Below are 20,386 nucleotides of genomic sequence, written 5' to 3'. Positions count from 1 at the left end.
CGTTAAGCTCTTTGCGGTGCAATCCCGGCATGGCCAGGAACGACGACTCGGCATTGGTGGATCGTTTCGCGCGAAGTGTCGCAGCGGCACTCGCTGCGGAACTTGGCGAGGACGCGGCGCTTTCCCGGCTGACGGCCGCATTGCCGGATACCGAGGCGGATCTGAAGCCGATCTACGAAGACGTCATTGCGGCACTTCGACAATCGCGCAAGGCTCGGGCGCGCAAGGCTCGGGACGAGCAGGCAGCCGAATAGTTCCAAATCGCGAAACACGAGTTTTCCGTCACGAGTAAGGTTCCGTTCACCTTCGAAATCTACGTTGAAATCTGTCCGGCGCCAAAGCAGCGAAAGCGAGCTCGACGACATGGAAGATCCAGCCGATGAAGGGGACCGTAGATCTTCCGACGACTGGGCCAGCCTGACGCAAATCCTCGGTCTGAACTCCCCGGCGGCGGCGAACCAACCGGCATACCGCGCCGACGAACTGGCGCGGCAGCTCGGGACCGATCCGCAGACGCTGCACCGCTACGAAAGCCTCGGCCTGCTTCGGCCGGTCACGGGCGCGGATGAGCCGTTGTATTCGAACGCGGACCGCACCCGTATGCGCATCGCGCTGCTCGGCGAACTGCTCGGTATTTCCAGCGAGGACGTCCTGCGGCTGGCGGAGCACTACACGGCCCGGAGCGCCTGACAAACCCTCCGGGTGGACGGCCGGCAAGGGATTTTCGCCTGCCGCGCCGAGCACAGCGCATGGGGGCGCATCAGCAACACGGCGAACGGCGAGAAGACCAGGCGGAACGATCCCGCGAGATCACGTCAGGCGCCCTTGAAGTTTGCGGCCCATCCCCCGCGGTCGCCTTTCCGCACCCGCGCCCCATGTCCGGGGTCCACGCGGACGATCGCCATGAAACTCACCACGCTCTTGCGGAGCGCCCTTGCCGGCCTGGCCGCCCTCCTCTCCGCCGGCTGCATCGATACCGGATACGACCGCGGCTATTACGACCACCATCGCCGCGTGTATCGCGACGATTACGACCGCGGTTACCGCAGGGTGGATTACTACAACGCCCGGCGTCCCTACTACCGCCGCTACGATCGACCCGCGTCCTACAACCGATCGCAGGATTTCCTCCGCCGCAACAACGCCTTCGATCGCGGCTCGCTCGACCGGGACCGCGGCTACGGAAGCGGATCGGGCCAGTTCGGCTCGCGCAGCGGCTTCCGGCCGCGCATCCGGATCGACCGATCGAACTGATCCGACCGCCTCGGGCGATTCTGCCGGCGTTGCGGCGTACGTCTTGCCCGACGCTCTCCGCCGCACGCCGATCCTGCGCGGGCTGAAGGCGGGAGTGTCGGCGCGTCTTGTCGCAAGTCTGCACGACGCGTCCGTCGCAACGATCGAGACGCACTGTTCGGCCTTCATCGCGGACGCGGGCGAGGAACCGGCGCGGCGAGCTATGTCTTGACCATGATTACGACGCTCGCCGTTTCCGGCTATCGCTCGCTGCGCGACCTCGTCGTGCCGCTCGGACGGCTGACGGTCGTGACCGGCGCCAACGGCAGCGGCAAGACGAGCCTCTATCGTGCGCTCCGACTGCTGGCGGAAACGGCGCAAGGGCGGCTCGTCCAGACGCTCGCCGCCGAGGGCGGCTTGGCTTCGACGCTCTGGGCGGGGCCGGAGACGATCGGCCGAGCCGTGCGTTCGGGGCAGCATCCGGTGCAAGGGACGGTGCGCAAGGGGCCCGTCAGCCTGAAGCTCGGCTTCTCAGGCGATGAGTTCGGCTACGCGATCGATCTCGGCATGCCGAGCAAGGAGAACCCGTTTCCGCTCGATCCGGCCATCAAGGTCGAGGTGATGTGGACCGGCGAAGTGCTCGGCCGCGCCTCGGTCTTCGCCGAGCGCCGCGGTGCCTTCGTGAAACTGCGCACCGCGCGCACCGCGCGCACCGGCGAATGGCGCGAGGCGATGCACGACCTGTCGCCGTTCGACTCGATGGTGACGCATTGCGCCGATCCCCTCGACGGCGCCGAGCTTCTCGCCATGCGCGAGCGCATGCGGGACTGGCGCTTCTATGATGCGCTGCGCACCGATCCGGATGCCCCTGCCCGCCGACGTCAGGTGATGACCTACACGCCGGTTCTGGCCGGCGACGGCGCCGATCTCGCCGCCGCGCTCGCGACGATCCGGGCGATCGGCGATCGTGGCGCGCTGGACGAGGCCGTGCGTCAGGCCTTCCCCGGCTCGCGGCTCGACGTCGAGGAGTCCAGTCACGGCGGCCTGCAACTGCATCAGCACGGATTGCTGCGTCCGCTCGGTGTGGCGGAGCTGTCGGACGGCACGCTGCGCTACCTGTTGCTCGTCGCCGCGCTCCTGTCGCCGCGACCGCCCGAACTGATGGTGCTGAACGAGCCGGAGGCGAGCCTGCATCCCTCCCTGATGTCGCCGCTCGCCCGGCTCTTGGCCTCGGCCTCCGCCAACTGCCGGATCGTTCTCGTCAGCCACAGCGAAATGCTGATCGACGCGCTCCGCGAAGAGGGCGGCATCAAGGAAATCCGGCTGGAGAAGAGCTTCGGCGAGACCGGCGCGCCGGACGTCGATCCGCCGCGATGGATCTGGCCGAAGCGATAGCTGGACCATGTAGAGCCTGACATAGAGAACAGCCGCGAGGCGAACTGCTGACCGTGGAAGGAAAATCGATGAATGAGATCAACGGCGTCCTGAAGGCGCTCGCCGGCGCGGCGCAGGATCTGCACGCGAAAACGCAGGCGCTGGATATGCTCGTCCGCGCGCTCTACGTCGAGCGTGCCGTTGCGAAGGGGTTGTTTCCGGTCGAGGCGGAGGAGGAAGTTCTGGCGCTCGTGGATGCCGTTTCCGCGTCTTCGCCCGACGATCCCGATGTCGCCGGGCAGTTTCTCGCAGGCGTGCAACAGGCGCTGGCGGATTTTGGACGTACGCTGCGCGAGCAGCTCGACGAAGCGCAGCACGGGCCCGAATGATGGCTCGTCTCGTTATCGGCGCCGTTCTGGCGGTCGGCGTCGTCGCCGTCGTCGCGCTGGGATGGATCGACCGCGACACGATCCTGCACGCCGATCGACCCTCACCGCCCGCTGCCGTCGACAGCCGCTAGGCCGCGCGCTTCGCAAGAAACCCGCGGATGCATCGAAGAGACGAAGCGCAGCGAACCCGTGACACCTCCAACTCGTCCACGATGATCGGCCTGCGCTTGCCCTGCTTGCGGAGGCGGATACGCGGCACGCGAAGCGGGCGGATGACCGGTCGACGAACTGTCAGACCCGGCGCTGTCCGGTGATGACCTGATAGATCACGACCACCACGGCGATCACGAGGAGGATGTGGATCAGCCCGCCGGCGACGTGGAAGACGAAGCCACCGAGAATCCACGCGATTACCAGTACGATCGCAATTGCCCACAACACGGATGTGTCTCCCATCGGAACGCCGTTCGACCAGGCAGATAGTTCGAACGGCGAACATAGCCAGACGCTGCTTCGCCCCGGAAGGCGCGTCGGGGGACCTCAACCCGCTGCAGACCGACTTTCGTGAAGCGATCCGCAGGCACCCTTGTGGAAGAAGCGCTTCCGGCCATAATCCGTAGATGCCTATGAACGCCGCCTTCTCCGCCGGTCCGCACCGGATCCTGTTCATCCGTCACGCCGAACTGCACGAGACGCCCGGCTTCGATCAGCACGGCGTTCCGAACGAGGAGAGCCTGACCGTCCGCGGCTGGCAGCGGGCCGGCGCCCTGGTGCGCCGTATCTGTCCCTCGCATGGCGAGGCCGATCTCGTCCCCGATACGATCTTCGCGTCCGGGGTTGGACCGGACAGCGAGAGCCTGCGGCCGCCGCAGACCGTTGCGCCGCTCATCGACTTCCTGCGATCGCGTGGCAGCGTCGAGACGTGCTTCGAGCATCTGAAGTACGATACCAGCGAACTGATGGCCGACGTCATGAAGCGTTCCGGCACGGTGCTGATCGCGTGGGAGCATTCGCAGATTGGCGAATGCATCGACGTTCTGCCGAACCCGCCGTCGCATCCGGCGAAATGGCCGGACGATCGCTACGACCCGATCTGGCGGCTCGATCGCGACGGCGACGGCTGGACATTCTCGCAGGAGCCGCAACTTCTGCTCTCCGGCGATCAGGACGCCTGAGCGCTGTCTGCTGCCCTCATGCTATTGAGCGACCGTGCGGCACAAGGGTGTTTCGATGGCGACGATCACCATCAAGAACGGCAGCGAGACCTTCGAGGTTTCGGGCGTGGCGATGGAGGAGCCGGTGATGATGGCCCTGCAAGCCCTGACCGATCATGTCAGCGCTCAGAGGATCATCACGAACTGCATCGTCGACGTCGCCGACCGAGGCGCTGCGCCGACGTCGGAGACGATGGTGACGGCCTTGCAGGCATGGCTGGCGCAGGTCGAAGCGACGGAAGGTGTGCGGGCCATCATCGAGGCGACGATCAGGCACTATCAGCGCCACAAGCTGCCTTCCCTCGCCGTCATGAGGAACGGACTGAACGACCAGCTCATCTAGGCGCCGATGCCTCGCGTCGCTTTCGACGAAGCCTGCCCTTGCCTTTCAACGCCAGCATGCACTCCAGCACCGCATAAGCTCGCGCAGGTAGCATCAGCGCAGACCCGCTGCGAGAACGACGATGACGAGCCGCTACCGCCCGAACGAGCCGACCAGTCCCGTCCCGCTCGATGTCCTGTCGCTGCTGATGCGCTCGGAAGAGGCGCGCGTCGCGGAGATCGTCCGGCAGCTTTCCGGCGGCCAGCGCGCCGCTCTGGCGGTCTACTGCTTCGCTCGCGCCCACATGCGTAGCCTCGGCCTCCAGATCGCCCGCCATTGCGAAGGGCGGACCCTCGTCGCCGTCGGCGGTCCGATGGGGCAGACGATGGCCGATCAGGTCGAGAGCGGCGAGGCGTTCGACGTCGGTCCGTACCAGCACGGCAAGCGGAAGGTGACGCTCGCCCGGTTCGCGGCCTGATCACGACCCTCACTTCGTCAGGGCGTGATCGGTGGCGGACAGTCGCTGCGACGCAGACGATGTGAGGGGACGCCCACGAGCCGGCCGAACAGCGAGTTCCACCGTGAGCCGGCTGCCTTCGTCCCGCTTCCCTTCGTTTTGCGCATCGAATGACTGAACGGGCCCGACGTCGCGGTTCGGGATGACGATCGGGTTGCGTCCGGAAGCCGCTAGCGGCTATGACGCCATCACTCGACTGGACCCGGTGAAACTCCGGGTGGCTCTTCCGGCCGCCGATCCGCCGGACAACGCAATCGACGCGATCTCTTCGCGACCTGCCGGCGTCAGCCTCGGCGGGCACCTCTCCTTTGCGGATCTTCCATGCGAACAGCCATCTTCTCCGCCCGCGACTGGGTCTCGAACCCGCGCGGCGACATCCTGTCCGGTCTCGTCGTCGCCTTGGCGCTGATCCCCGAGGCGATCGGCTTCTCGGTCATCGCCGGCGTCGACCCGAAGGTCGGCCTCTATGCCTCGGTGGTGATCGCGACCGTGATCGCCTTCGTCGGCGGCCGGCCCGCGATGATCTCGGCCGCGACGGCCGCGACCGCCGTCATCATGATCGACCTCGTGCGCGACCACGGCGTCCAGTACCTCTTCGCCGCGACGATCCTGATGGGCGCGATCCAGATCGTCTGCGGCATCCTCAAGCTCGGGCGGTTGATGCGCTTCGTCTCGCAGTCGGTCATGACCGGCTTCGTCAACGCGCTCGCCATCCTCATCTTCCTCGCCCAGCTCCCGCAACTGATCGGCGTGCCGTCTGCCACCTACGGGCTGATCGCGCTCGGGCTCGTCGTCATCTACGGCCTGCCACGCCTGACGAAAGCCATACCGTCGCCGCTCGTCGCCATCGCCGTCGTGACGCTCGTCGCCTGGGGTGCGGGGTTGGACGTCAGGACCGTTTCCGATCTCGGCGAACTACCGTCGGCGCTGCCGTCGTTCGGCCTGCCGGAGGTGCCCTACACGTTCGAGACGCTGCGCATCCTCCTGCCGGTGGCGCTGACGCTGGCGGCGGTCGGGCTGCTGGAGTCGCTGCTGACGGCACAGATCGTCGACGACATGACCGACACGCCGAGCAGCAAGAGCCGCGAATGCGTCGGCCAGGGCATCGCCAACATGACGTCGGCCGTGTTCGGCGGCATGGGCGGCTGCGCGATGATCGGCCAGTCGGTGATCAACGTCTCGTCCGGCGGGCGGGGCCGGCTCTCGACGCTGGTGGCGGGCGTGTTCCTGCTCGTGCTCCTCGTCGCGCTGCAGGATCTTCTGGCGATCGTGCCGGTGGCGGCGCTGACGGCTGTGATGATCATGGTGTCGATCAACACCTTCTCCTGGCGCTCGCTGGCGCGGCTCAGGACCAACCCGGTGCCGTCCTCCATCGTGATGCTGGCGACGGTCGCGATGACGGTAGCGACGGCCGATCTCGCCAAGGGCGTTCTCGTCGGCGTGCTCTTGTCCGGCGTGTTCTTCGCCGGCAAGGTCGCGCGCCTCAGCCGCGTGACCTCCGCCCTGTCGGACGGCGGCCGGACGCGGGTCTACATCGTCGAGGGGCAGGTGTTCTTCGCCTCCGCCGCGACCTTCGCGGAAGCGATCGACGTCCTGGAGCCAGTCGAGCGCATCGTGATCGAGGTCGGCCGCGCGCACTTCTGGGACATCTCGGCGGTCGGCGCGCTGGACCGCGTCGTCCTCAAGGCGCGCAACCAGGGCCGCATCGTCGAAGTCGTCGGGTTGAACGAGGCGAGCGCCACGATGGTCGAGCGGTTCGGAATGCACGACAAGCCGGGCATCGATCCGGCGGCGGTGCACTAGCTGCCGCGGCATGGACATCGCAACCACGCCACCGTCCGTCGCTATATCGAAATTCCAAACATCTCGGGTGGCTGGCCTGTTACTACCTGCCTGTTGCATCTTCAGGGACCGGGATTTCACCCGGCTCCGTTGGACGTACAATCAGCACGTCGCAACGCGCGCGTTTGACGACCTCGGTGGCGACCGTCCCTAGCAGGCGTTCGGCAAGTGAGCGATCGGAGCGCGCACCGAGCACGAGAAGCTCTGCATTCCGAGCGTCCGCGGTTTCGATCAGAGCGGCAGCGGCATCACCCTCCATCGTCAGAGCCGCTGCAACGGTCGCCCCTTGTGCCGCTGCTATCGCAACCGCCCTACTGATCGCATCGCCGGCCGCAGTTCGGCCCAACACCTCGCCGCCGCGACTGTCGCCGCCAAGGGTCGCCACGTTCTTCGCTTCAGCCCGCCTTGAAAGGCCGCTGTAGGCGCAGACGATCACGAGATCGGCGTCGTCGTGCTTCGCGAGCCAGGCAGCGCGCGCGACGGTCGGATCAGCGAGGCTGCTGCCATCGGTGCCGACGACGACGACGCGGTAATCGGTCATGTCGCTCATCACGGTTCCCCGCCCCTCAATGGCCGCTCGGCATGACCATCACCTCATCGACGTCCCGCACGATAGGCGGCTCCTTGATCCAAAGCATCGCGACCGCCGCTACAGCAAGCAGGATGCCGGCGAAGGTGATGGCGTTGTTCGGGTTGTCGCCGAGGAGGTTCGAGTAGATGGAGCCGAACGTCACGGAATGGATCAGCATCGGCACCACGATCATCATGTTGATGATGCCCATGTAGACGCCGTAGCGGGTCGAGGGGATCATCCGCACCGCCATGATGTACGGCACGCCCATGATCGAGGCCCAGGCGATGCCGAGCCCGACGATCGGGATGAACAGCAGGTACTTGTTGGTCAGGTGCGGGAAGATCAGAAGGGCTGCCGCTGCGCAGAGCAGGCACGCCATGTGGACGATCCGCGCTCCGCGCCGGCGGGCGAAGGCCACCAGCGAGAAGGCGACCGAGAAGGTGACGATGTTGTACCAGCCGTTGACGAGGCCGGTCCAACCAACCGCCTGCTTGAACCCTTCGGAATGGGCGTCGGTCGTTCCCCAGACCGACTGCGCCATCGAAAGCGTCACGAACTGCCAGTAGCAGACCATCGCGTACCACTGGAAAAGGTAGACGAGGCCGAGCTTGCGAAGCTCGATCGGCATTTCGACGATCGCATCCCAGACTTCCCGGATGAACCCGAAGGCACTGCCCTTGTGCTCGCGCATCGCCTTCAGCTCGGCCTCGGTGGGCGGGATTTCCGGGGTCGAGAGGATCGAGATCAGCACCGACCCGATCGAGCAGACCGCCCCCAGCATGAACGAGCCGACCACCCAGTAGGGGATGCCGGCCGCCGTCGCACCGGTGATCACGGTCTGGAAGACGAACAGCGAGATGTTGGCCAGCGTGATGCCGAACCCGGTGAAGAAGCTCTGCGCCAGGAAGCCCTTGCCGAGCTGAGAGGGCGGCAGCTTGTCCGCGATGAAAGCGCGGTAAGGCTCCATCGCCGTATTGTTGCTGGCGTCGAGCAGCCACAGGAGCAGCACAGCCATCCAGACGGCTGAGACGAAGGGGAACAGGAACAGGCAGATCGAGCAGCCGATTGCGCCAACGAGGAAGAACGGCTTGCGGCGTCCCCAGCGCTCCGACCAGGTCCGGTCCGAGAGCGCGCCGATCATCGGCTGGATCAGGAGGCCTGTGATCGGGCCGGCGAGGTTCAGGATCGGCAGATCGTCGGGCCTGGCTCCGATGAACTGGAAGATCGGGTTGACGGCCGTCTGCTGCATCCCGAACGAATATTGGATGCCGAAGAAGCCGAGGTTCATGAGCAGGATCTGCCGCATGTCCATCAGCGGCTTCTGCCGAGCGATAGTGGTATGAGTTAGCGCCGCACCGGCAGTAGGCTCGGCGGCCGAGGCGCTCGCGATGGTTGCCGTGGTCATCGGGTGCGCCCTCCCGCGCGATCGAGAAAATCCTGCAATCGCAGGAGTTCACGTTCCCAGCCTTCGCTGTGGTAGCCCGCGACTGTCGCCTCGTAGGGCCCCTGCACGATGCGGACCAACGTCCCGTCGCGCCCCATCTTGTTGAATTCGACCCGGAGTTCGAGTGGCCGATCGGGGTCGATGCCCGGGTCGCCGGTGATCCGCTCACGGGATACGAATACGTCGGGTGAGAAGAACTCCGTATAGATGCCATCGGTGCCGACCCGCGTTGCCGCATCGCTATCGCGGATCTTCATATGATGGTGCTTTCCGCCGAGCTTCAGCTCCGCAGCGACGGTTCCCTTCTCGACGTGCCAGCCGGGACTTCCGCGCCACTCCGACAACTGCTCGGGTGCCGTCCATGCTTCGAAAAGGGTTTGTCGCGGATAGTCGAACTGACGCTCGACGATCACCATGACGTTGGCCACCATTCCAGCTTCCTCCTCCTGCATTCACACAGGCGCAGCTAGAACCGAAGTCGCATTCTACTTCGGCGACTTAAAGCATGACCGGACTTGTATTTCCTCCGCGAGAATTGGTACGCCCATGAGACCACGTCGTCGAGAGAGAATTTCCTCGATGCAAAGCCAGACGATCGGACTGCGACAACTTGTTCTACCCATCTGTGCATAGACGGGCCTGATTCCTTTCGTTGACCGTTCGCGCTCCGGTCCTCCTGACGAACGGAGGCATCCGGCACGGCTTCGGCCTAACTCTTTCTGAACGGCTCGCGGGTGTTGAGCCTCAATACGCGGTCGGTTGAGGCACGTCCATTTGACCCGTCATCATGATTGCTTGCGCGCTGATGCAGGATTCGCAGTAGGAATTCGCCCGCGCTTGCCGGGCCGCCCCGAGCAGCTGCGGCGGCAAGACAGACCACGTCGAACTGATCGACTCAGCCCATACCGTTTCCGTATCGCGACGGAAGCTGTCAGCAGTCCGGAGATTGCCGGGAGGTAGCATCACACGGGAGTTATGAGCGTATCCGGCTCCTGCGAAAAGCATCTGAGCGAACTGTGCATCATAAGCCAGCGCGCGGGATGGAGAAAGCAGTGAGAACTCATACGAACCATATGGGAAGGGAAAAGCAGCAACCATGCCGAGCGCCAACGAGACTAACGAATGACGCATCTTTCCTGCTCGCGATTGTTTGGCGAATGCTGACACCGTCAGATGAGAAGACCGTTTGTGGTATCGCGTCAATTCGGTTGATTGATGCCAACATTACCCTTTCGGCGGATTGATCCCGGCCGAGGAGACTTGCTGATCCGCTGGAGGCGCTGTCCGGCTCGAACGGCCTGTCGGCCTGCGCGGACGCGACGCTCGTTCTCGACCGGGACGGCAACGGCACGACGCCGTATGTGCGGGGCCGCGATGCCGAGGAGAAGGAAACCGCCATCCGTTTCGACGCCGGCTGGTGGACCATCCTCGGCGAGGCCGGCGAAGTGAGACGCTCGGACGAAAGGGGGCGCATCTTATCGGCACTTCTTATCGCCGATGAGCTTCTTACCCCTGTGCAGATCGCCAACGACACCGGCATGAGGCGCAACAACGTCGACCCGCTGCTGTCGAAGCTGCGAAAGGCCGGCGAAGTGTTGGTTTCCGGCCACGCACAGTACGCGCATCCCGATCGTTCGCATCCTATTCCGGTGCAGCCCGATACCCCCCATAAGAACGATAAGACGGTAAGAAACGAAGGGAGCGGGGCCTGTGCCTAACCCCGCTTCTTATCATCTTACCGATCTTATCGGGGTTTCAGCAAAACCGGGGCTGGCGCTGTGAACAGGCGCCCACCGTTCCTGATGACGCAGGATGAAGCCGTCCCGCCAAAAGAGGCCGCTCGGCGTGTCCGCCTGTCCGTCGACACGATCCGGCGCCTGAACGCCAAGCATGGTATCGGAAGGCAGATGGGGCCTGGCTCGCCGATCGAGGTTTCGATGCCCGCCGTGCTGATGCTGCGCCGCGGCGATCATCAGGCGCTGTAGTTGCTCCGGAACGGCCATCGGGACGAGTCGACCGTTCAGCGATATCTTGCGTTGACTGGTTTGGCCCGCGTTTAGGAGAACCTCGCGTCTTAGTTCGCCAAGCGTCGCTGTTCAACTTCGCTCGCCATACGTTCACGTAGCGTCTGCAACTGAGCCAGCGCTGCCTCGGTCCCGTATCTTGCGACGAACGCGCCAGTCTCGTCGTGCGGCAGCGGCCGTCCGAGGCGGTATCCTTGGAGTTCATCGCATCCCTGGAGTCGCAGTTGCTGCAACTGCTCCGCGGTTTCGACACCCTCGGCGGTCACGGCGATCCCGAGGTCGCGGCTCATGGAGATGATCGCCTTCACGATCGCCTGCGCATTCCGGTCGTCGCTCAGCCGCTGCACGAAGGACCGATCAATCTTCAGCTTCTGAAATTGGAAGCGATGCAGATAGGAAAGGCTGGAATAGCCGGTTCCGAAATCGTCCAAGACGATACGGACCCCGAGGGCGCGAAGTTGACCGATGATGGAGTTGGCGGCATCGGCATCCTGAAGCAGCACCCCTTCCGTGATCTCCAACTCCAATTGCTCGGGCGGAAGACCGCTTTCGTTCAGGGCGGCCTCCACGGTACTGCAGAGGCCTTTCTGAAGCATCTGGATCGGCGACAGGTTGACGGCGATCCGGAGCGGCAGAGGCCAATCCGCCGCCGTGCGACAGGCCTTTCGAAGCGCCCATTCGCCCATATGGACGATGAGCTTGCTCTCCTCCGCGATCGGGATGAACCGCGCGGGAGAGATTGGGCCGAGCGTCGGGTGCGTCCAGCGCATCAACGCCTCGAAGCCAAGAAGCTTCTCGTCCCGATCGAAAATCGGCTGATAAGCCAACGCCAGTTCGTTTCCGGCGATCGCGCTCTGCAGTTCCCGTTCCAGTTGTGGGCGGTCATCGACCTCGTGGTCGATCTCGGCATCGAAGAATCGGAAGCAGCCTCGCCCTCCATGCTTGGCGCGGTACAGCGCGATGTCCGCCCGCTTCAGCAGTGAAGCCGGCGTGTCACCATCGCTCGGAAAGACCGCGACGCCGATACTGGTCCCGATGCAGGCCCGCCGTCCTTGGAGATCGAATGCGGCGCTCAGGGCGGCGATGACGCGCTGCGCGAGATCGCTCGCCGCCGCGGACTGCGCTCCCGAAGGCTGCAAGATTACAAACTCGTCGCCGCCGATGCGCGCGACGAACTCGCCCGGGCCGAGGCAGGCGCGCAGGCGCACCGCAACCTGTTGCAGGAGTTCATCGCCGATCGCGTGGCCGAACGTGTCGTTGACGAGCTTGAAGCCGTCGAGATCGAGGCAAAGGACGGCGAGCGGCACATCCGTCGCCGTCGCGATCGCGACGGCGTCGTCCAGCCTTTCCTTCAGCAAGACCCGGTTGGGAAGTTCGGTCAGCAAGTCGTGGTGAGCCAGAAACCGGACGCGTGCTTCTGATGCGCGGCGCTCGCTGATGTCTCGCAGCGCCGTGACGACCGCAGCTTCGCCGCGATACGTGATCGAACGCGACAGCATCTCCACCGGGAGGCGCTCGCCGCCTCGCACGCGAATCTCGCATTCCTGCCGGCGAGAGCCGGCGAGAGGCATCGCGAAAGCCAGCGCCTCGTCTGGAACGAGATTGCGGATATCGAGGCCGACCGTTCCGCCGCTCGCGACGTCGAGCAGCATCGAGAACGCCTCGTTGCCGTCGAGCACGACGCCGTTCCTATGGATGAGGATCGCTTCGAAGGTGCTGTCGGCGAGTTGCCGAAGTCGATTCGCCTCCAACTTGTCACGTGCGGCGACGCGGTTGTCGACCAGCGAACCAATCAGGCTGAGAACGAGGACCGTCGCGGCTTCGGCGGCGCCAATGACCACGATCGGCGACGACGTCAGGTCGTCGGGTTGGGCGACGGCGTCCATCCAATCGCCGAACGACAGGACGGCGGCGAGCGAGCCGAACCCCACCGCTGCGATGGAACCGACGCCGAGTGCGACCGCGATGATTAGCGGATGACGGCGTGAGGTGTTGCTGTTTTCCCAGATGGCGAAGCTGGAGAGCATCGCACCAAGAATCATCACCACGAGCACGGCGGTGAGATCGTAGGAAAGGGCGAACGGACTGACCATTCCCGACATGCTCACGAAGATCATGCAGGACAGTCCGAACGACTGCAGCGAGCCGGCGAGAAGTACGTTCCTTCCCGACCGGCGACCGATCGCAGCGATACGGACGGCAAGCAAGCTGCAGGTGAACGAAGTCGCCAGTGCAGCCACGGTGTGGCCGAGCGGAACCGCTACTTCGATTTGAGGATAGGCACTTTTCAGCGAGGCCAGGAATGCCCCCCAGTTCGCTGCGGCTGATACGATCGCGCCGAGGATCAGAAGTATCGCACGCCGCCGGCCGCTCGACCGATGCGCGCCATGCAGCAGGTTCAGCATCACGGTCATGCCGGGTACGGCGGCAAGCAGGACGAGAATGGCCCAATAAGGGTCGTGGTAACTGGTGAGATCGGCCAACAGGTGACTCATCTCGCATCGCTTTCCATTGCCGAAGGCGGCAACACGTCAGAATTCTACTTTGAGACCCGCAAGCAGGCGCCGTTCGTTGCGTCGGCCGGCCGAAGTCCGAATATCCGCAGCATTCAGCTGCTCGGCTGTCAGCGATACGGTCGCGTTGTCGTTCAGCTTGTAACCAGCGCGGGCGTTGACGGTGACATAGTCGGGAACATCGACGGCGATGTTGGCGGCCACCGTGTCGTCGAAGCGAAAGTCCTCGAAGCGAGACTGCCAGCGGGCCTGCGTATCGAGTTCCAGCTTCTGCCAGGTGAAGCCAAGCCCCGCGATGATCGAGTGGACGGGGTTCTGCTCGGCGTAGTTGATCGATGGGGAATCGAACAGGATGGCGGCAGGCGAGCGATCGTCGATTTCGGCCAGCGAGTAGCTGAGGTTCCAGCGCCAGCCGGCAGCGTTCTGGCCCTCGATCCCGATCTCGCCGCCGTAAGCGCTGCTGCCGGCGAAGTTGCGTGCCAACGTCAGGATCTGGCCTTCGGGCGTGAAGGTGAAAGGCGAAGCGAACGGCGATCCGATCGTCTTGTCGGTGTCCTGAATGAAGACGGACACGTTCAATTGCGAGTCGAGAACGGGCAGCTTGCGGCTGTAGCCGACCTCGTAGTTGGTGACGGCGCTCGGATCGAGATCGGTCGAGCCGGCTCCCAGAAATGGCCCCTTCGAGTAGAACAAGCCGAACGAGATGAGGCTCGGCAGTTGCAGCGCCCGCGCGGCGGTCAGCCGGAACGTATCGTAATCCGTCGGGGAGTAGAGCAACGCGCTGTTGAAGCTCGGCTCGAGAAGGTCGCGGTCGCCGAAAGGCGATCCGATATGCGGGATGACGAGATCGGAATCGTCCCGTTCAATCCGCATTCCGTCGAGGCGAACGGCATTCGTCAGCGACAGGCTGGGCAGGATCTGCCAGTTCCACATGGCGGAGCCGGCCAGGAGATCGCTATGCATCTCGCCGCCGAAATAGTCGTCGGACGAGATGGAGTTGTGCCGGTACTCGGCGCCGATCCGGACCGTATGATCGCTGCCGAGGCGAACGAGATCGCTGGCCTTCAGGACAGTGACGTCCTGTTGCCATGCGAGGTCGATCTTCGAGCCGCTCGAACGGAAGTCCATGCCGTTGCGATAGAGGTCGAGCTGCATCAGTCCGAAGTCGGTGTCGGCGCTGAGAAGCCCGCGCAGACTGTTCGAGACGACGTCGAGCGGCAGGTAGGAGCCGAGGTCGGGATAGAAATCCGTATCGATGGCGCCGACCGTGGCCGACAGGTCGAGTTCGACCTTATCGTTGATGCGGTAGCGCATGTCGGCTGCGCCTGTCTCGACATCGGGATGGTCGACTGTGTCCCTGGCGCGGTAGCCGGAATACTCGTCGGCGCGCGTTCCCTTTGCCGAAAAGCGCATTCCCAGCCGGTCGGAGGGCTGCAGCGTCGCGACCGCCTCCCCATAGACCTGGGCCTGGGTCCCCCCGCGCAGATCGACGCTGTTCTTCTTATCGCGCAGGGGATCGAAAGTGACGATGTTGATCACGCCCGACACGGCGTTGAAGCCGTAGAGCGCTGCGTTCGGGCCGCGAATGATCTCGATCTGCCGGATCTCGCCGAGCGTGACAGGTATCTGCGACCACAGGGTGTATCCGTAATCGTCCTGATAGACTTGGCGGCCGTCGACGAGGACAAGGACGCGCGGATTGAGCGCGGTATTGTAGCCCCGAATGCCAACGGCGGAGTCGAACTGGCCGTAACGCCGCACGTCGATCCCCGGAACGAAGCGCAGGATAGAGGGGATATCGGTCGCGCCCGAGCGTCGGATGTCGTCGGCGGTGATGATGTCGATGCTGGCCGGCGCCTCGCTCGCCCGCTGCGGCTTGCCCGTCGCCGAAACCGTCACCGGCTCGCCGAACATCTGCTCGGACGCGGTGTAGTCGACGGTCTGCGCTTGCGCCGTGGCAGCAATCGCCAGCATCGACGCCGCTAGAACATAAAACCCGAGCGGCTTCATATTTCACGAACCATCATGAGAAAGGCGGTGGCGAAGCGCACGCCCGCCGCCGCCGCATTGTCGGCACTGATTGAAATCGAAACCGCTGGCCGGGAGCGCACCACGATCGTGCAGGCTCCGTTCCTCACTTGCTGAGCATCCAGAGTGAAGCATGGGACGCCGCGACCGTTGAGCGCGTTCCGGAGACGGTTCTGGTCGACATCGCTTGTAGTGAAGACCCCGTCGTAGCCAGCAGCCGAGGCGAAGCTCGACTGCTCGACCGCGACACCCCTGAACACGCTATCGCCGACCTTCAGCCCTGTTCCGAGGACATCGATGGCTGCGCGCATCTCGCCTTGCGAGCGGGCACTGCCAGCGACGTAGACGATCGCCAACGACATCGTTCCGCGTTTGCGGCCCTCTTTGAAGGAGATCGCTCTGCCGATGACTTGGACATCTTGCGCTGTGACTTCTGCCGCGGAGGCCTCGGTCGTCAGAACGCAAGTCGCGAGAGCGAGAAGACGAAGAGCGCCTTTGGAAAGCATGGATGGCTTCTCGCAGCGCCTAAGGCTAGACAGTCCATTGTTCGAGTGAGCTTGTAAGCCGTATTCCTTACTCTTGGCTTGCGGTCGATGTGCCGACGGCCGCGAAACCTTTGATTGCAAGAACTTATTGGTTGGCTATCGGCCTCCTGCAACTTTCGGATCGTTACTCGGAGCGGATGCAGTAGGAGGATCGGATGAGCAACGCCATCGGCAACCGTATCGCCAAGCTGGAGAAACGCCACGCCGCCCGCCATCCGACGCGCCGCGCGTTCTCGACGGTCGTCCGGGTGGGGGCATGAAGCCGACGACGAGGCGTAGGCTTTCGCCGCGCTCGGCCAGCATCCCGCGGTGGATGACATGATCGTCCGCCGCGTCATCGTGCCCTGGCCGGTCACCGACGTGGTGCCGGCCGACTTCATTCCGCGAGTGACAGGACCGAGGTGCTGAGATGGGAACGCTAGAAAACCGCGTGGCGAAGCTGGAGCGCGTCAGCGGCACCGATCTGCCGCAGTACGGTCGCGTCTTCCTCTGCATCGGCGCATGGGGCACGAAGACGAGGACCGGGCCGAACAACTCGCCGCGATGGGCGTGGTGCAGCGTACCAATGATCTCGTAATTCAGCTTGTCGGCTACACCAAGCCGCCGGCTGTTTGAAAAAATCATAGGAAATCAAACGGCAGGTCGCGCGGAGGGGCACGGGAAGGCTCAGGACGGAAGGCAGGCACGGCGAGCCGGCGATCGATCGAAACCGTTGCCGAGCTGATGACGTCCGGCCAGTCGCCGGCCGAATACCTGTTCAGCATCTTCCGCGACGAGAATGCCGACCCGAAGGACCGAGCGTGGGCGGCGAACGCCGTCGCGCCCTTCGTGCATCCGCGCCTTGCGCCGATGCAGCAGCGCATCACCATCGCGCTGCCGGACACTTCGACGGCGGACGGCGTCCGCGATGCCATCGCCGCGGTGATCGAGGCCGCGTCCTACGGCGACTTATCGCCGGCCGAGGCGCAGCAGCTCGTCGCCGTCATCGAAGCGCAGAGGACAGCGATCGAGACCACCGACATCCTGCCGAGGCCGGAGAAGCTGAAGGCGGAACGACGGTGATCCAGTATTGTGGCTCCGCTCCTCGTTCAGCGGGAGCATCGCCGAGCTAGACCAGCAATCCGGCATCGTGCGTGAACTGCACGTTCTCCGGTAGGATGCTGGCGGTCGAGACGCCTTTGAGCAGGACGCTGTCCGCATTACCGAACGAGATCAACGTATCGGGTCCGACTTGCGTGATGTGGCTCAGCAACGAGGCATAGTCCGCGGCGAGGGCCGCGTCGAAGCGTAGCACATCGTGGTTCGGGCCGGCACCTGCCGCGAAGCCGTTGACCACATCCTTGCCGAAGTCGGGGCCAAAGGCGAAAGCGTCCGAACCCTTCGCAAACCCGGAGAGCGTGTCGGCAACGCCTTCGTGCGAGATCAGCGTCACGCCGTCCGCGTAGCTGCGCTGGCTGTGGCTGCTGTCGGCTTTCGTGATGTCGACGAACGTCTTCGTGTTGTCCGCGCCATAGTGCGTCAACGTCGTGGTCGACGGGGCTGTGCCGGCAGCATTGGCGTAAGCGAACTGGTAGACGTCGTGCTCCGCACGCAGGTTGCCGATCTGGCGCACCGTCTCCCGTCCGGCCGTGTCGTAGTTGTGCACCTCCGTCGTACCGTCCGGGTTGTTCGTCAAGCTGAACGCCAGCGTGTGCTCAGCATCGCCGTAGTAGCGCTTCTGTTCGGTGATCGCACCGCTCGGGTCCGTCGCGATCGACTGCTCGACGTAATAGCGGCCGGTGATGCCGAACTGCGTGGTGAGGCGCGAGCCGTCCGTGTTGAAGATGGCGGAGGCTGTCTCCATGCCGGTAGCGGGATCGAAGCGCTCGATGGTCTTCGTGCCGTCGAAGTCGACGAATACGGTGGTCTTCAGATCTCCGTCGCGGTCGTAAACGCGGTTGAACTGCTGCTCGCCAGTCGGCACCGGCTCGGGCGGCGGATAGTCGGGACTTCCCTCGGTATAGGCCTCCGTGAACGACACCACGAAGCCGCCATCGGGCAGCAGTCTGATCGAGCCGGTGCTCTGATGCAGTTGCGGCAGTGGCGTATCGCCATTGGACGTCACCGCCAGGACGGTTTCCTCCAGGTGTCCGGCGGCATCGACGAAGCCGAACGTCTTCGTGTCCGAGAAACTGCCCCGATCGTCCACGAAGGTTTCGAGGAGATAGCCATAGGAACCATCACTGAGAGGAACGGCCTTGTAGTTTTTGAACGTGTTGAAGTCGTTGAGGCCCAATTCGTTTGTGGCGATGGGTGCCCCGTCCGCGCCGAACTCCTTCGTCGCCAGTTGAAAGAACGGGTACGGTGTCGACGTGTCGTTCGGATCGACAGAGTTGTAGGCGACAACGAACTTGCCGTCCGACAGGAGCGTCGTCGAAACCGGGTTTGCCGCGACATCGTCCGACGTAACTTGGATCGGGCTTCCGATCGTGCTGCCGTCCGCAGCATACCGCTGGGCGTAGATGATGGCATTGCCCGTCGCGCTTGACACCTCGGCGAAGCTTTCGACTGACGCAACAACGGATGAGTTCACGGCACCGGAGTTCAGCATCGTCTTCCTCCTGCTGCTGCAAGAGTGCGCACGGTTCGCGAATGCTGGCAAGCAATGCCATCAGGTCGAAAGGACGCTGTCGGGGTTCTGGTGCTTGCTGCTGGCCTCGACAGCGCCGGCGGCGATGCAGCATGCTTCTGCTTGGATGCCTGGTTGAGTTTTGCCGTGCCCGGTTTCCCTCGTATCAGTCGACATCGGCTACCCACCGTCCCCCGCCATCCGCCGCTTCGAGTTAACGCGCAACCAACGGCTAAACGCAAATCTGAAGCTAGCTCGCGGTTAGTCTTTCAAGCCGGCATTCTAGATCGGGCTGCTCGATTTTCTCATGACGAGCGAAGCGGACCTGATGGACTTCGCCGGCACCTGGGCTGGATCCAGCCGACATCGGGCGGGCCCGGGATGCGTTATCGACGAGTTCATCGCGCGTCGGTTGACTTGTCAGCGCGTTTCCCAGCGGATTGCCAGCTCTTCCCGGAAAGCGAAGCGCACCAGATGGCGCTGCACGACATCGGCGAGTTGCGCCAGATCCGCACCGTTCGGAGCGGCAAGGCGCATTCGCAACGCCCCGTCCACGACCTCCAGATCGCAGATGCCGATCGCGAAGTCGATGCGGCCGTGGCGCTCGTCGAATGAAACGGCGCGCTTGTGGGCGAAGTGCTTGCAAAGCTGCTGGAGGTAGCGCGACGCGTGCGGCGTCGCGACCGATGCGACGCTGTGCACCCCCGACACCTCGCCGGACGGCGGAACCGTGGCCGCGACGTCGCTCATCGGCTTCTCTCCACCGCCTGCGCCGCCGCGTCGAGGGCGGCAGCAATCGCCTCGACCTGGCCGGCAGTCAGCGCTCCTTCTCGGAGGCGCAGGCGTAGCGCCAGCTTCAGGTTCTCCATTGCCCGCAACACTGGCGCCGGCAGATCGGGGCGGCCGCCGGGGCCGCCCATACCGCCGCGTGACAGGAGTTCGTCCGCAGCCGCTCGGTTGGCGGCAAGAAAGGCTTCGCCTTCGGGCGTCAGCCGATAGGTCTTGCGTCCGCCGCCCTCCGGGTCCGCGACCGCGTAGCCCATGTCCTCCGCCCAGGCGAGGGTCGGGTAGATGACGCCGGGGCTCGGGGAATAGCTGCCCGAAAGCCGTTCCTCGATCGCCTTGATGAGTTCGTAGCCGTGCCGCGGCTGTTCGGCGAGGAGGGCGAGGATCAAGAGGCGCAGTTCGCCATAGTCGAACAGCCGGCCGCCCCGGCCGCCGTGCCGTCGACCAGGGCCGTGTTCGGGATGCCCCGACCGGTGGTCCCGGTGCCGGAACATGCCCTCGAAGAAATGTCTGCGGCCGCAGCCGTCGTGATGATGATCATGTCTCATGCAATTCAGATATATCTAGATAGGTCGCAAATCAAGATATATCGAAAATTTGCGTTCCCAGCGGCCGGTTGCGGTATGGCGATAAGCCAGCGATATCGTTCATATGAGCAATGTGCATCGCTTCAGGCCGAACTCAAAGGCGCCACCGCCACGCCACCGGTTGCCGTGGGCACACTCGGTCTGGCTGGTTTGGGTGCTTGTGCTGGTGGCTGCGGTCGTGCTGGCAGCCATCGGTGCGGGAAGAACCGCCGCTGCCATCGCGGCAGTAGCGGTCATCCTCGTCGGCGGTTGGTTGGATCAGCGCGCCAAGTACCGCTAACTACATTCTCCGCAGGCGGTCGGCGCATCCGCAGAGCGCTCAGCCTCTTTGTCGTCGCCATTCCCACGATGCCTTCCAACGGTCAGCCCACGCGCTGCGGCGTGCT

General features: G+C 64.2%; 26 protein-coding genes and 1 other annotated feature. Of the genes, 14 read left to right on the top strand and 12 right to left on the bottom strand.

Translation table 11 applies throughout. The features are described 5' to 3' along the window. Nucleotides 1-29: 29 nt before the first annotated feature. The 6 genes from F6X38_RS16935 to F6X38_RS24140 all read left to right on the top strand — a co-directional run bounded on the left by F6X38_RS16935 (nt 30) and on the right by F6X38_RS24140 (nt 3,127). Nucleotides 30-254, top strand: a complete 225-nt coding sequence (locus F6X38_RS16935) for a hypothetical protein (RefSeq protein WP_150971670.1) — start codon at nt 30-32, stop codon at nt 252-254. Nucleotides 255-318: 64 nt separating this feature from the next. Continuing rightward, the gene (locus tag F6X38_RS16930) at nt 319-690 is read left to right on the top strand and encodes a MerR family transcriptional regulator (protein ID WP_150971668.1); all 372 of its coding nucleotides are present in this window, start codon (nt 319-321) and stop codon (nt 688-690) included. A 213-nt stretch (nt 691-903) separates the two neighbouring features. Then, nucleotides 904-1,254, top strand: coding sequence for a hypothetical protein (locus F6X38_RS16925; RefSeq protein WP_150971666.1), 351 nt, complete (start codon nt 904-906; stop codon nt 1,252-1,254). A 213-nt stretch (nt 1,255-1,467) separates the two neighbouring features. After that, a complete protein-coding gene (locus F6X38_RS16920) occupies nt 1,468-2,628 on the top strand; it encodes an AAA family ATPase (RefSeq protein WP_150971714.1) in 1,161 nt (386 codons plus the stop codon). Between the two features lie 68 nt (nt 2,629-2,696). After that, nucleotides 2,697-2,996: a hypothetical protein gene (locus F6X38_RS16915; RefSeq protein WP_150971664.1), complete on the top strand. Its 300-nt coding sequence runs from the start codon at nt 2,697-2,699 to the stop codon at nt 2,994-2,996. Continuing rightward, nucleotides 2,996-3,127, top strand: a complete 132-nt coding sequence (locus F6X38_RS24140) for a hypothetical protein (protein WP_281353075.1) — start codon at nt 2,996-2,998, stop codon at nt 3,125-3,127. The genes F6X38_RS16915 and F6X38_RS24140 overlap by 1 nt, the downstream gene beginning before the upstream one ends. Nucleotides 3,128-3,287: 160 nt before the next feature. On the opposite strand, the gene F6X38_RS16910 is transcribed toward F6X38_RS24140, so the two are convergent. Next, complete coding sequence (locus F6X38_RS16910; protein WP_150971662.1) at nt 3,288-3,437, bottom strand: lmo0937 family membrane protein; 150 nt, start codon at nt 3,435-3,437, stop codon at nt 3,288-3,290. A gap of 179 nt (nt 3,438-3,616) precedes the next feature. On the opposite strand from F6X38_RS16910, the gene F6X38_RS16905 reads away from it, so the two are divergent. The 4 genes from F6X38_RS16905 (at nt 3,617) to F6X38_RS16890 (ending at nt 6,852) form a co-directional block, all read left to right on the top strand. Further along, nucleotides 3,617-4,171, top strand: coding sequence for a histidine phosphatase family protein (locus tag F6X38_RS16905; RefSeq protein ID WP_202618006.1), 555 nt, complete (start codon nt 3,617-3,619; stop codon nt 4,169-4,171). Nucleotides 4,172-4,226: 55 nt separating this feature from the next. After that, nucleotides 4,227-4,553, top strand: coding sequence for a hypothetical protein (locus F6X38_RS16900; RefSeq protein ID WP_150971660.1), 327 nt, complete (start codon nt 4,227-4,229; stop codon nt 4,551-4,553). Nucleotides 4,554-4,674: 121 nt separating this feature from the next. Continuing rightward, nucleotides 4,675-5,010 (top strand): hypothetical protein, encoded by a 336-nt coding sequence (locus tag F6X38_RS16895; RefSeq protein ID WP_150971658.1) that lies wholly within the window; start codon nt 4,675-4,677, stop codon nt 5,008-5,010. 234 nt (nt 5,011-5,244) lie between these two features. Continuing rightward, nucleotides 5,245-5,300 (top strand) — a sequence feature (sul1 is cis-regulatory element that is thought to sense ions involved in sulfur or methionine metabolism; They are found in Alphaproteobacteria). A 70-nt stretch (nt 5,301-5,370) separates the two neighbouring features. After that, complete coding sequence (locus F6X38_RS16890; RefSeq protein ID WP_150971656.1) at nt 5,371-6,852, top strand: SulP family inorganic anion transporter; 1,482 nt, start codon at nt 5,371-5,373, stop codon at nt 6,850-6,852. A gap of 82 nt (nt 6,853-6,934) precedes the next feature. Here F6X38_RS16890 and F6X38_RS16885 read toward each other — a convergent pair whose 3' ends face one another. The 4 genes from F6X38_RS16885 to F6X38_RS23480 form a co-directional block, all read right to left on the bottom strand. Then, the gene (locus F6X38_RS16885; protein WP_202618005.1) at nt 6,935-7,441 is read right to left on the bottom strand and encodes a universal stress protein; all 507 of its coding nucleotides are present in this window, start codon (nt 7,439-7,441) and stop codon (nt 6,935-6,937) included. 16 nt (nt 7,442-7,457) lie between these two features. After that, the gene (locus F6X38_RS16880; RefSeq protein WP_150971654.1) at nt 7,458-8,870 is read right to left on the bottom strand and encodes an MFS transporter; all 1,413 of its coding nucleotides are present in this window, start codon (nt 8,868-8,870) and stop codon (nt 7,458-7,460) included. Further along, entirely contained in the window at nt 8,867-9,340 is a 474-nt protein-coding gene (locus F6X38_RS16875; protein WP_150971652.1) for an SRPBCC family protein, read from the bottom strand. Before F6X38_RS16875 ends, F6X38_RS16880 begins: the two co-directional genes overlap by 4 nt. Before the next feature lie 313 nt (nt 9,341-9,653). Next, nucleotides 9,654-10,076, bottom strand: a complete 423-nt coding sequence (locus tag F6X38_RS23480; protein WP_161992804.1) for a hypothetical protein — start codon at nt 10,074-10,076, stop codon at nt 9,654-9,656. 194 nt (nt 10,077-10,270) lie between these two features. Between F6X38_RS23480 and F6X38_RS16870 the strand changes: the two genes are divergently transcribed. Next, entirely contained in the window at nt 10,271-10,627 is a 357-nt protein-coding gene (locus F6X38_RS16870; protein ID WP_150971650.1) for a helix-turn-helix domain-containing protein, read from the top strand. Nucleotides 10,628-10,687: 60 nt separating this feature from the next. Beyond that, the gene (locus tag F6X38_RS23475; protein ID WP_161992803.1) at nt 10,688-10,894 is read left to right on the top strand and encodes a hypothetical protein; all 207 of its coding nucleotides are present in this window, start codon (nt 10,688-10,690) and stop codon (nt 10,892-10,894) included. An 89-nt stretch (nt 10,895-10,983) separates the two neighbouring features. Here the strand turns inward: F6X38_RS23475 and F6X38_RS16860 are convergent, their stop codons facing one another. From F6X38_RS16860 to F6X38_RS16850, 3 genes are read right to left on the bottom strand one after another with little or no spacing between them, the layout of a single operon-like run. Beyond that, nucleotides 10,984-13,428 (bottom strand): putative bifunctional diguanylate cyclase/phosphodiesterase, encoded by a 2,445-nt coding sequence (locus F6X38_RS16860; protein ID WP_150971645.1) that lies wholly within the window; start codon nt 13,426-13,428, stop codon nt 10,984-10,986. A gap of 36 nt (nt 13,429-13,464) precedes the next feature. Then, nucleotides 13,465-15,420, bottom strand: coding sequence for a TonB-dependent receptor plug domain-containing protein (locus tag F6X38_RS16855; RefSeq protein WP_161992802.1), 1,956 nt, complete (start codon nt 15,418-15,420; stop codon nt 13,465-13,467). A 32-nt stretch (nt 15,421-15,452) separates the two neighbouring features. Further along, entirely contained in the window at nt 15,453-15,830 is a 378-nt protein-coding gene (locus F6X38_RS16850; RefSeq protein ID WP_161992801.1) for a hypothetical protein, read from the bottom strand. Nucleotides 15,831-16,428: 598 nt separating this feature from the next. Here F6X38_RS16850 and F6X38_RS23470 point away from each other — a divergent pair. Together F6X38_RS23470 and F6X38_RS16845 are read left to right on the top strand one after the other, a co-directional pair. Then, on the top strand, nt 16,429-16,596 hold the full coding sequence (locus F6X38_RS23470; RefSeq protein ID WP_161992800.1) for a hypothetical protein: 168 nt from the start codon (nt 16,429-16,431) through the stop codon (nt 16,594-16,596). A 146-nt stretch (nt 16,597-16,742) separates the two neighbouring features. Further along, on the top strand, nt 16,743-17,081 hold the full coding sequence (locus F6X38_RS16845; protein WP_150971639.1) for a hypothetical protein: 339 nt from the start codon (nt 16,743-16,745) through the stop codon (nt 17,079-17,081). 46 nt (nt 17,082-17,127) lie between these two features. Here F6X38_RS16845 and F6X38_RS16840 read toward each other — a convergent pair whose 3' ends face one another. From F6X38_RS16840 to F6X38_RS16830, 4 genes are all read right to left on the bottom strand, one after another. After that, complete coding sequence (locus F6X38_RS16840; protein ID WP_150971637.1) at nt 17,128-18,609, bottom strand: hypothetical protein; 1,482 nt, start codon at nt 18,607-18,609, stop codon at nt 17,128-17,130. Between the two features lie 60 nt (nt 18,610-18,669). Continuing rightward, on the bottom strand, nt 18,670-18,804 hold the full coding sequence (locus F6X38_RS24135; protein WP_281353074.1) for a hypothetical protein: 135 nt from the start codon (nt 18,802-18,804) through the stop codon (nt 18,670-18,672). Between the two features lie 243 nt (nt 18,805-19,047). Next, nucleotides 19,048-19,377, bottom strand: coding sequence for a DUF2218 domain-containing protein (locus F6X38_RS16835; protein WP_150971635.1), 330 nt, complete (start codon nt 19,375-19,377; stop codon nt 19,048-19,050). Then, nucleotides 19,374-19,907 carry a PadR family transcriptional regulator gene (locus tag F6X38_RS16830; RefSeq protein WP_246191395.1) on the bottom strand — a complete coding sequence of 178 codons (534 nt, stop codon included), beginning with the start codon at nt 19,905-19,907 and terminating at the stop codon, nt 19,374-19,376. The genes F6X38_RS16835 and F6X38_RS16830 overlap by 4 nt, the downstream gene beginning before the upstream one ends. Nucleotides 19,908-20,386: the final 479 nt, after the last annotated feature.

It is taken from the genome of Plantimonas leprariae, assembly GCF_008802405.1.
In the GTDB taxonomy this organism is placed as follows: domain Bacteria; phylum Pseudomonadota; class Alphaproteobacteria; order Rhizobiales; family Rhizobiaceae; genus Plantimonas; species Plantimonas leprariae.
Note: the sequence above shows the minus strand (reverse complement) of the source record. Positions and strands in the feature narration are given on the sequence as shown.

Excerpts from the sequence above, each read along its gene's own strand:
- F6X38_RS16890 (WP_150971656.1), top strand. The coding sequence starts at position 5,371 with ATGCGAACAGCCATCTTCTCCGCCCGCGACTGGGTCTCGAACCCGCGC.
- F6X38_RS24135 (WP_281353074.1), bottom strand. The coding sequence starts at position 18,804 with ATGTCGACTGATACGAGGGAAACCGGGCACGGCAAAACTCAACCAGGC.
- F6X38_RS16835 (WP_150971635.1), bottom strand. The coding sequence starts at position 19,377 with ATGAGCGACGTCGCGGCCACGGTTCCGCCGTCCGGCGAGGTGTCGGGG.
- F6X38_RS16895 (WP_150971658.1), top strand. The coding sequence starts at position 4,675 with ATGACGAGCCGCTACCGCCCGAACGAGCCGACCAGTCCCGTCCCGCTC.
- F6X38_RS16875 (WP_150971652.1), bottom strand. The coding sequence starts at position 9,340 with ATGGTGGCCAACGTCATGGTGATCGTCGAGCGTCAGTTCGACTATCCG.
- F6X38_RS23470 (WP_161992800.1), top strand. The coding sequence starts at position 16,429 with ATGGGAACGCTAGAAAACCGCGTGGCGAAGCTGGAGCGCGTCAGCGGC.
- F6X38_RS16920 (WP_150971714.1), top strand. The coding sequence starts at position 1,468 with ATGATTACGACGCTCGCCGTTTCCGGCTATCGCTCGCTGCGCGACCTC.
- F6X38_RS16830 (WP_246191395.1), bottom strand. The coding sequence starts at position 19,907 with ATGTTCCGGCACCGGGACCACCGGTCGGGGCATCCCGAACACGGCCCT.
- F6X38_RS16900 (WP_150971660.1), top strand. The coding sequence starts at position 4,227 with ATGGCGACGATCACCATCAAGAACGGCAGCGAGACCTTCGAGGTTTCG.
- F6X38_RS16915 (WP_150971664.1), top strand. The coding sequence starts at position 2,697 with ATGAATGAGATCAACGGCGTCCTGAAGGCGCTCGCCGGCGCGGCGCAG.
- F6X38_RS16855 (WP_161992802.1), bottom strand. The coding sequence starts at position 15,420 with ATGCTGGCGATTGCTGCCACGGCGCAAGCGCAGACCGTCGACTACACC.
- F6X38_RS16905 (WP_202618006.1), top strand. The coding sequence starts at position 3,617 with ATGCCTATGAACGCCGCCTTCTCCGCCGGTCCGCACCGGATCCTGTTC.
- F6X38_RS16845 (WP_150971639.1), top strand. The coding sequence starts at position 16,743 with ATGACGTCCGGCCAGTCGCCGGCCGAATACCTGTTCAGCATCTTCCGC.
- F6X38_RS16880 (WP_150971654.1), bottom strand. The coding sequence starts at position 8,870 with ATGACCACGGCAACCATCGCGAGCGCCTCGGCCGCCGAGCCTACTGCC.
- F6X38_RS16840 (WP_150971637.1), bottom strand. The coding sequence starts at position 18,609 with ATGCTGAACTCCGGTGCCGTGAACTCATCCGTTGTTGCGTCAGTCGAA.
- F6X38_RS24140 (WP_281353075.1), top strand. The coding sequence starts at position 2,996 with ATGGCTCGTCTCGTTATCGGCGCCGTTCTGGCGGTCGGCGTCGTCGCC.
- F6X38_RS16885 (WP_202618005.1), bottom strand. The coding sequence starts at position 7,441 with ATGAGCGACATGACCGATTACCGCGTCGTCGTCGTCGGCACCGATGGC.
- F6X38_RS16860 (WP_150971645.1), bottom strand. The coding sequence starts at position 13,428 with ATGAGTCACCTGTTGGCCGATCTCACCAGTTACCACGACCCTTATTGG.
- F6X38_RS16925 (WP_150971666.1), top strand. The coding sequence starts at position 904 with ATGAAACTCACCACGCTCTTGCGGAGCGCCCTTGCCGGCCTGGCCGCC.
- F6X38_RS16935 (WP_150971670.1), top strand. The coding sequence starts at position 30 with ATGGCCAGGAACGACGACTCGGCATTGGTGGATCGTTTCGCGCGAAGT.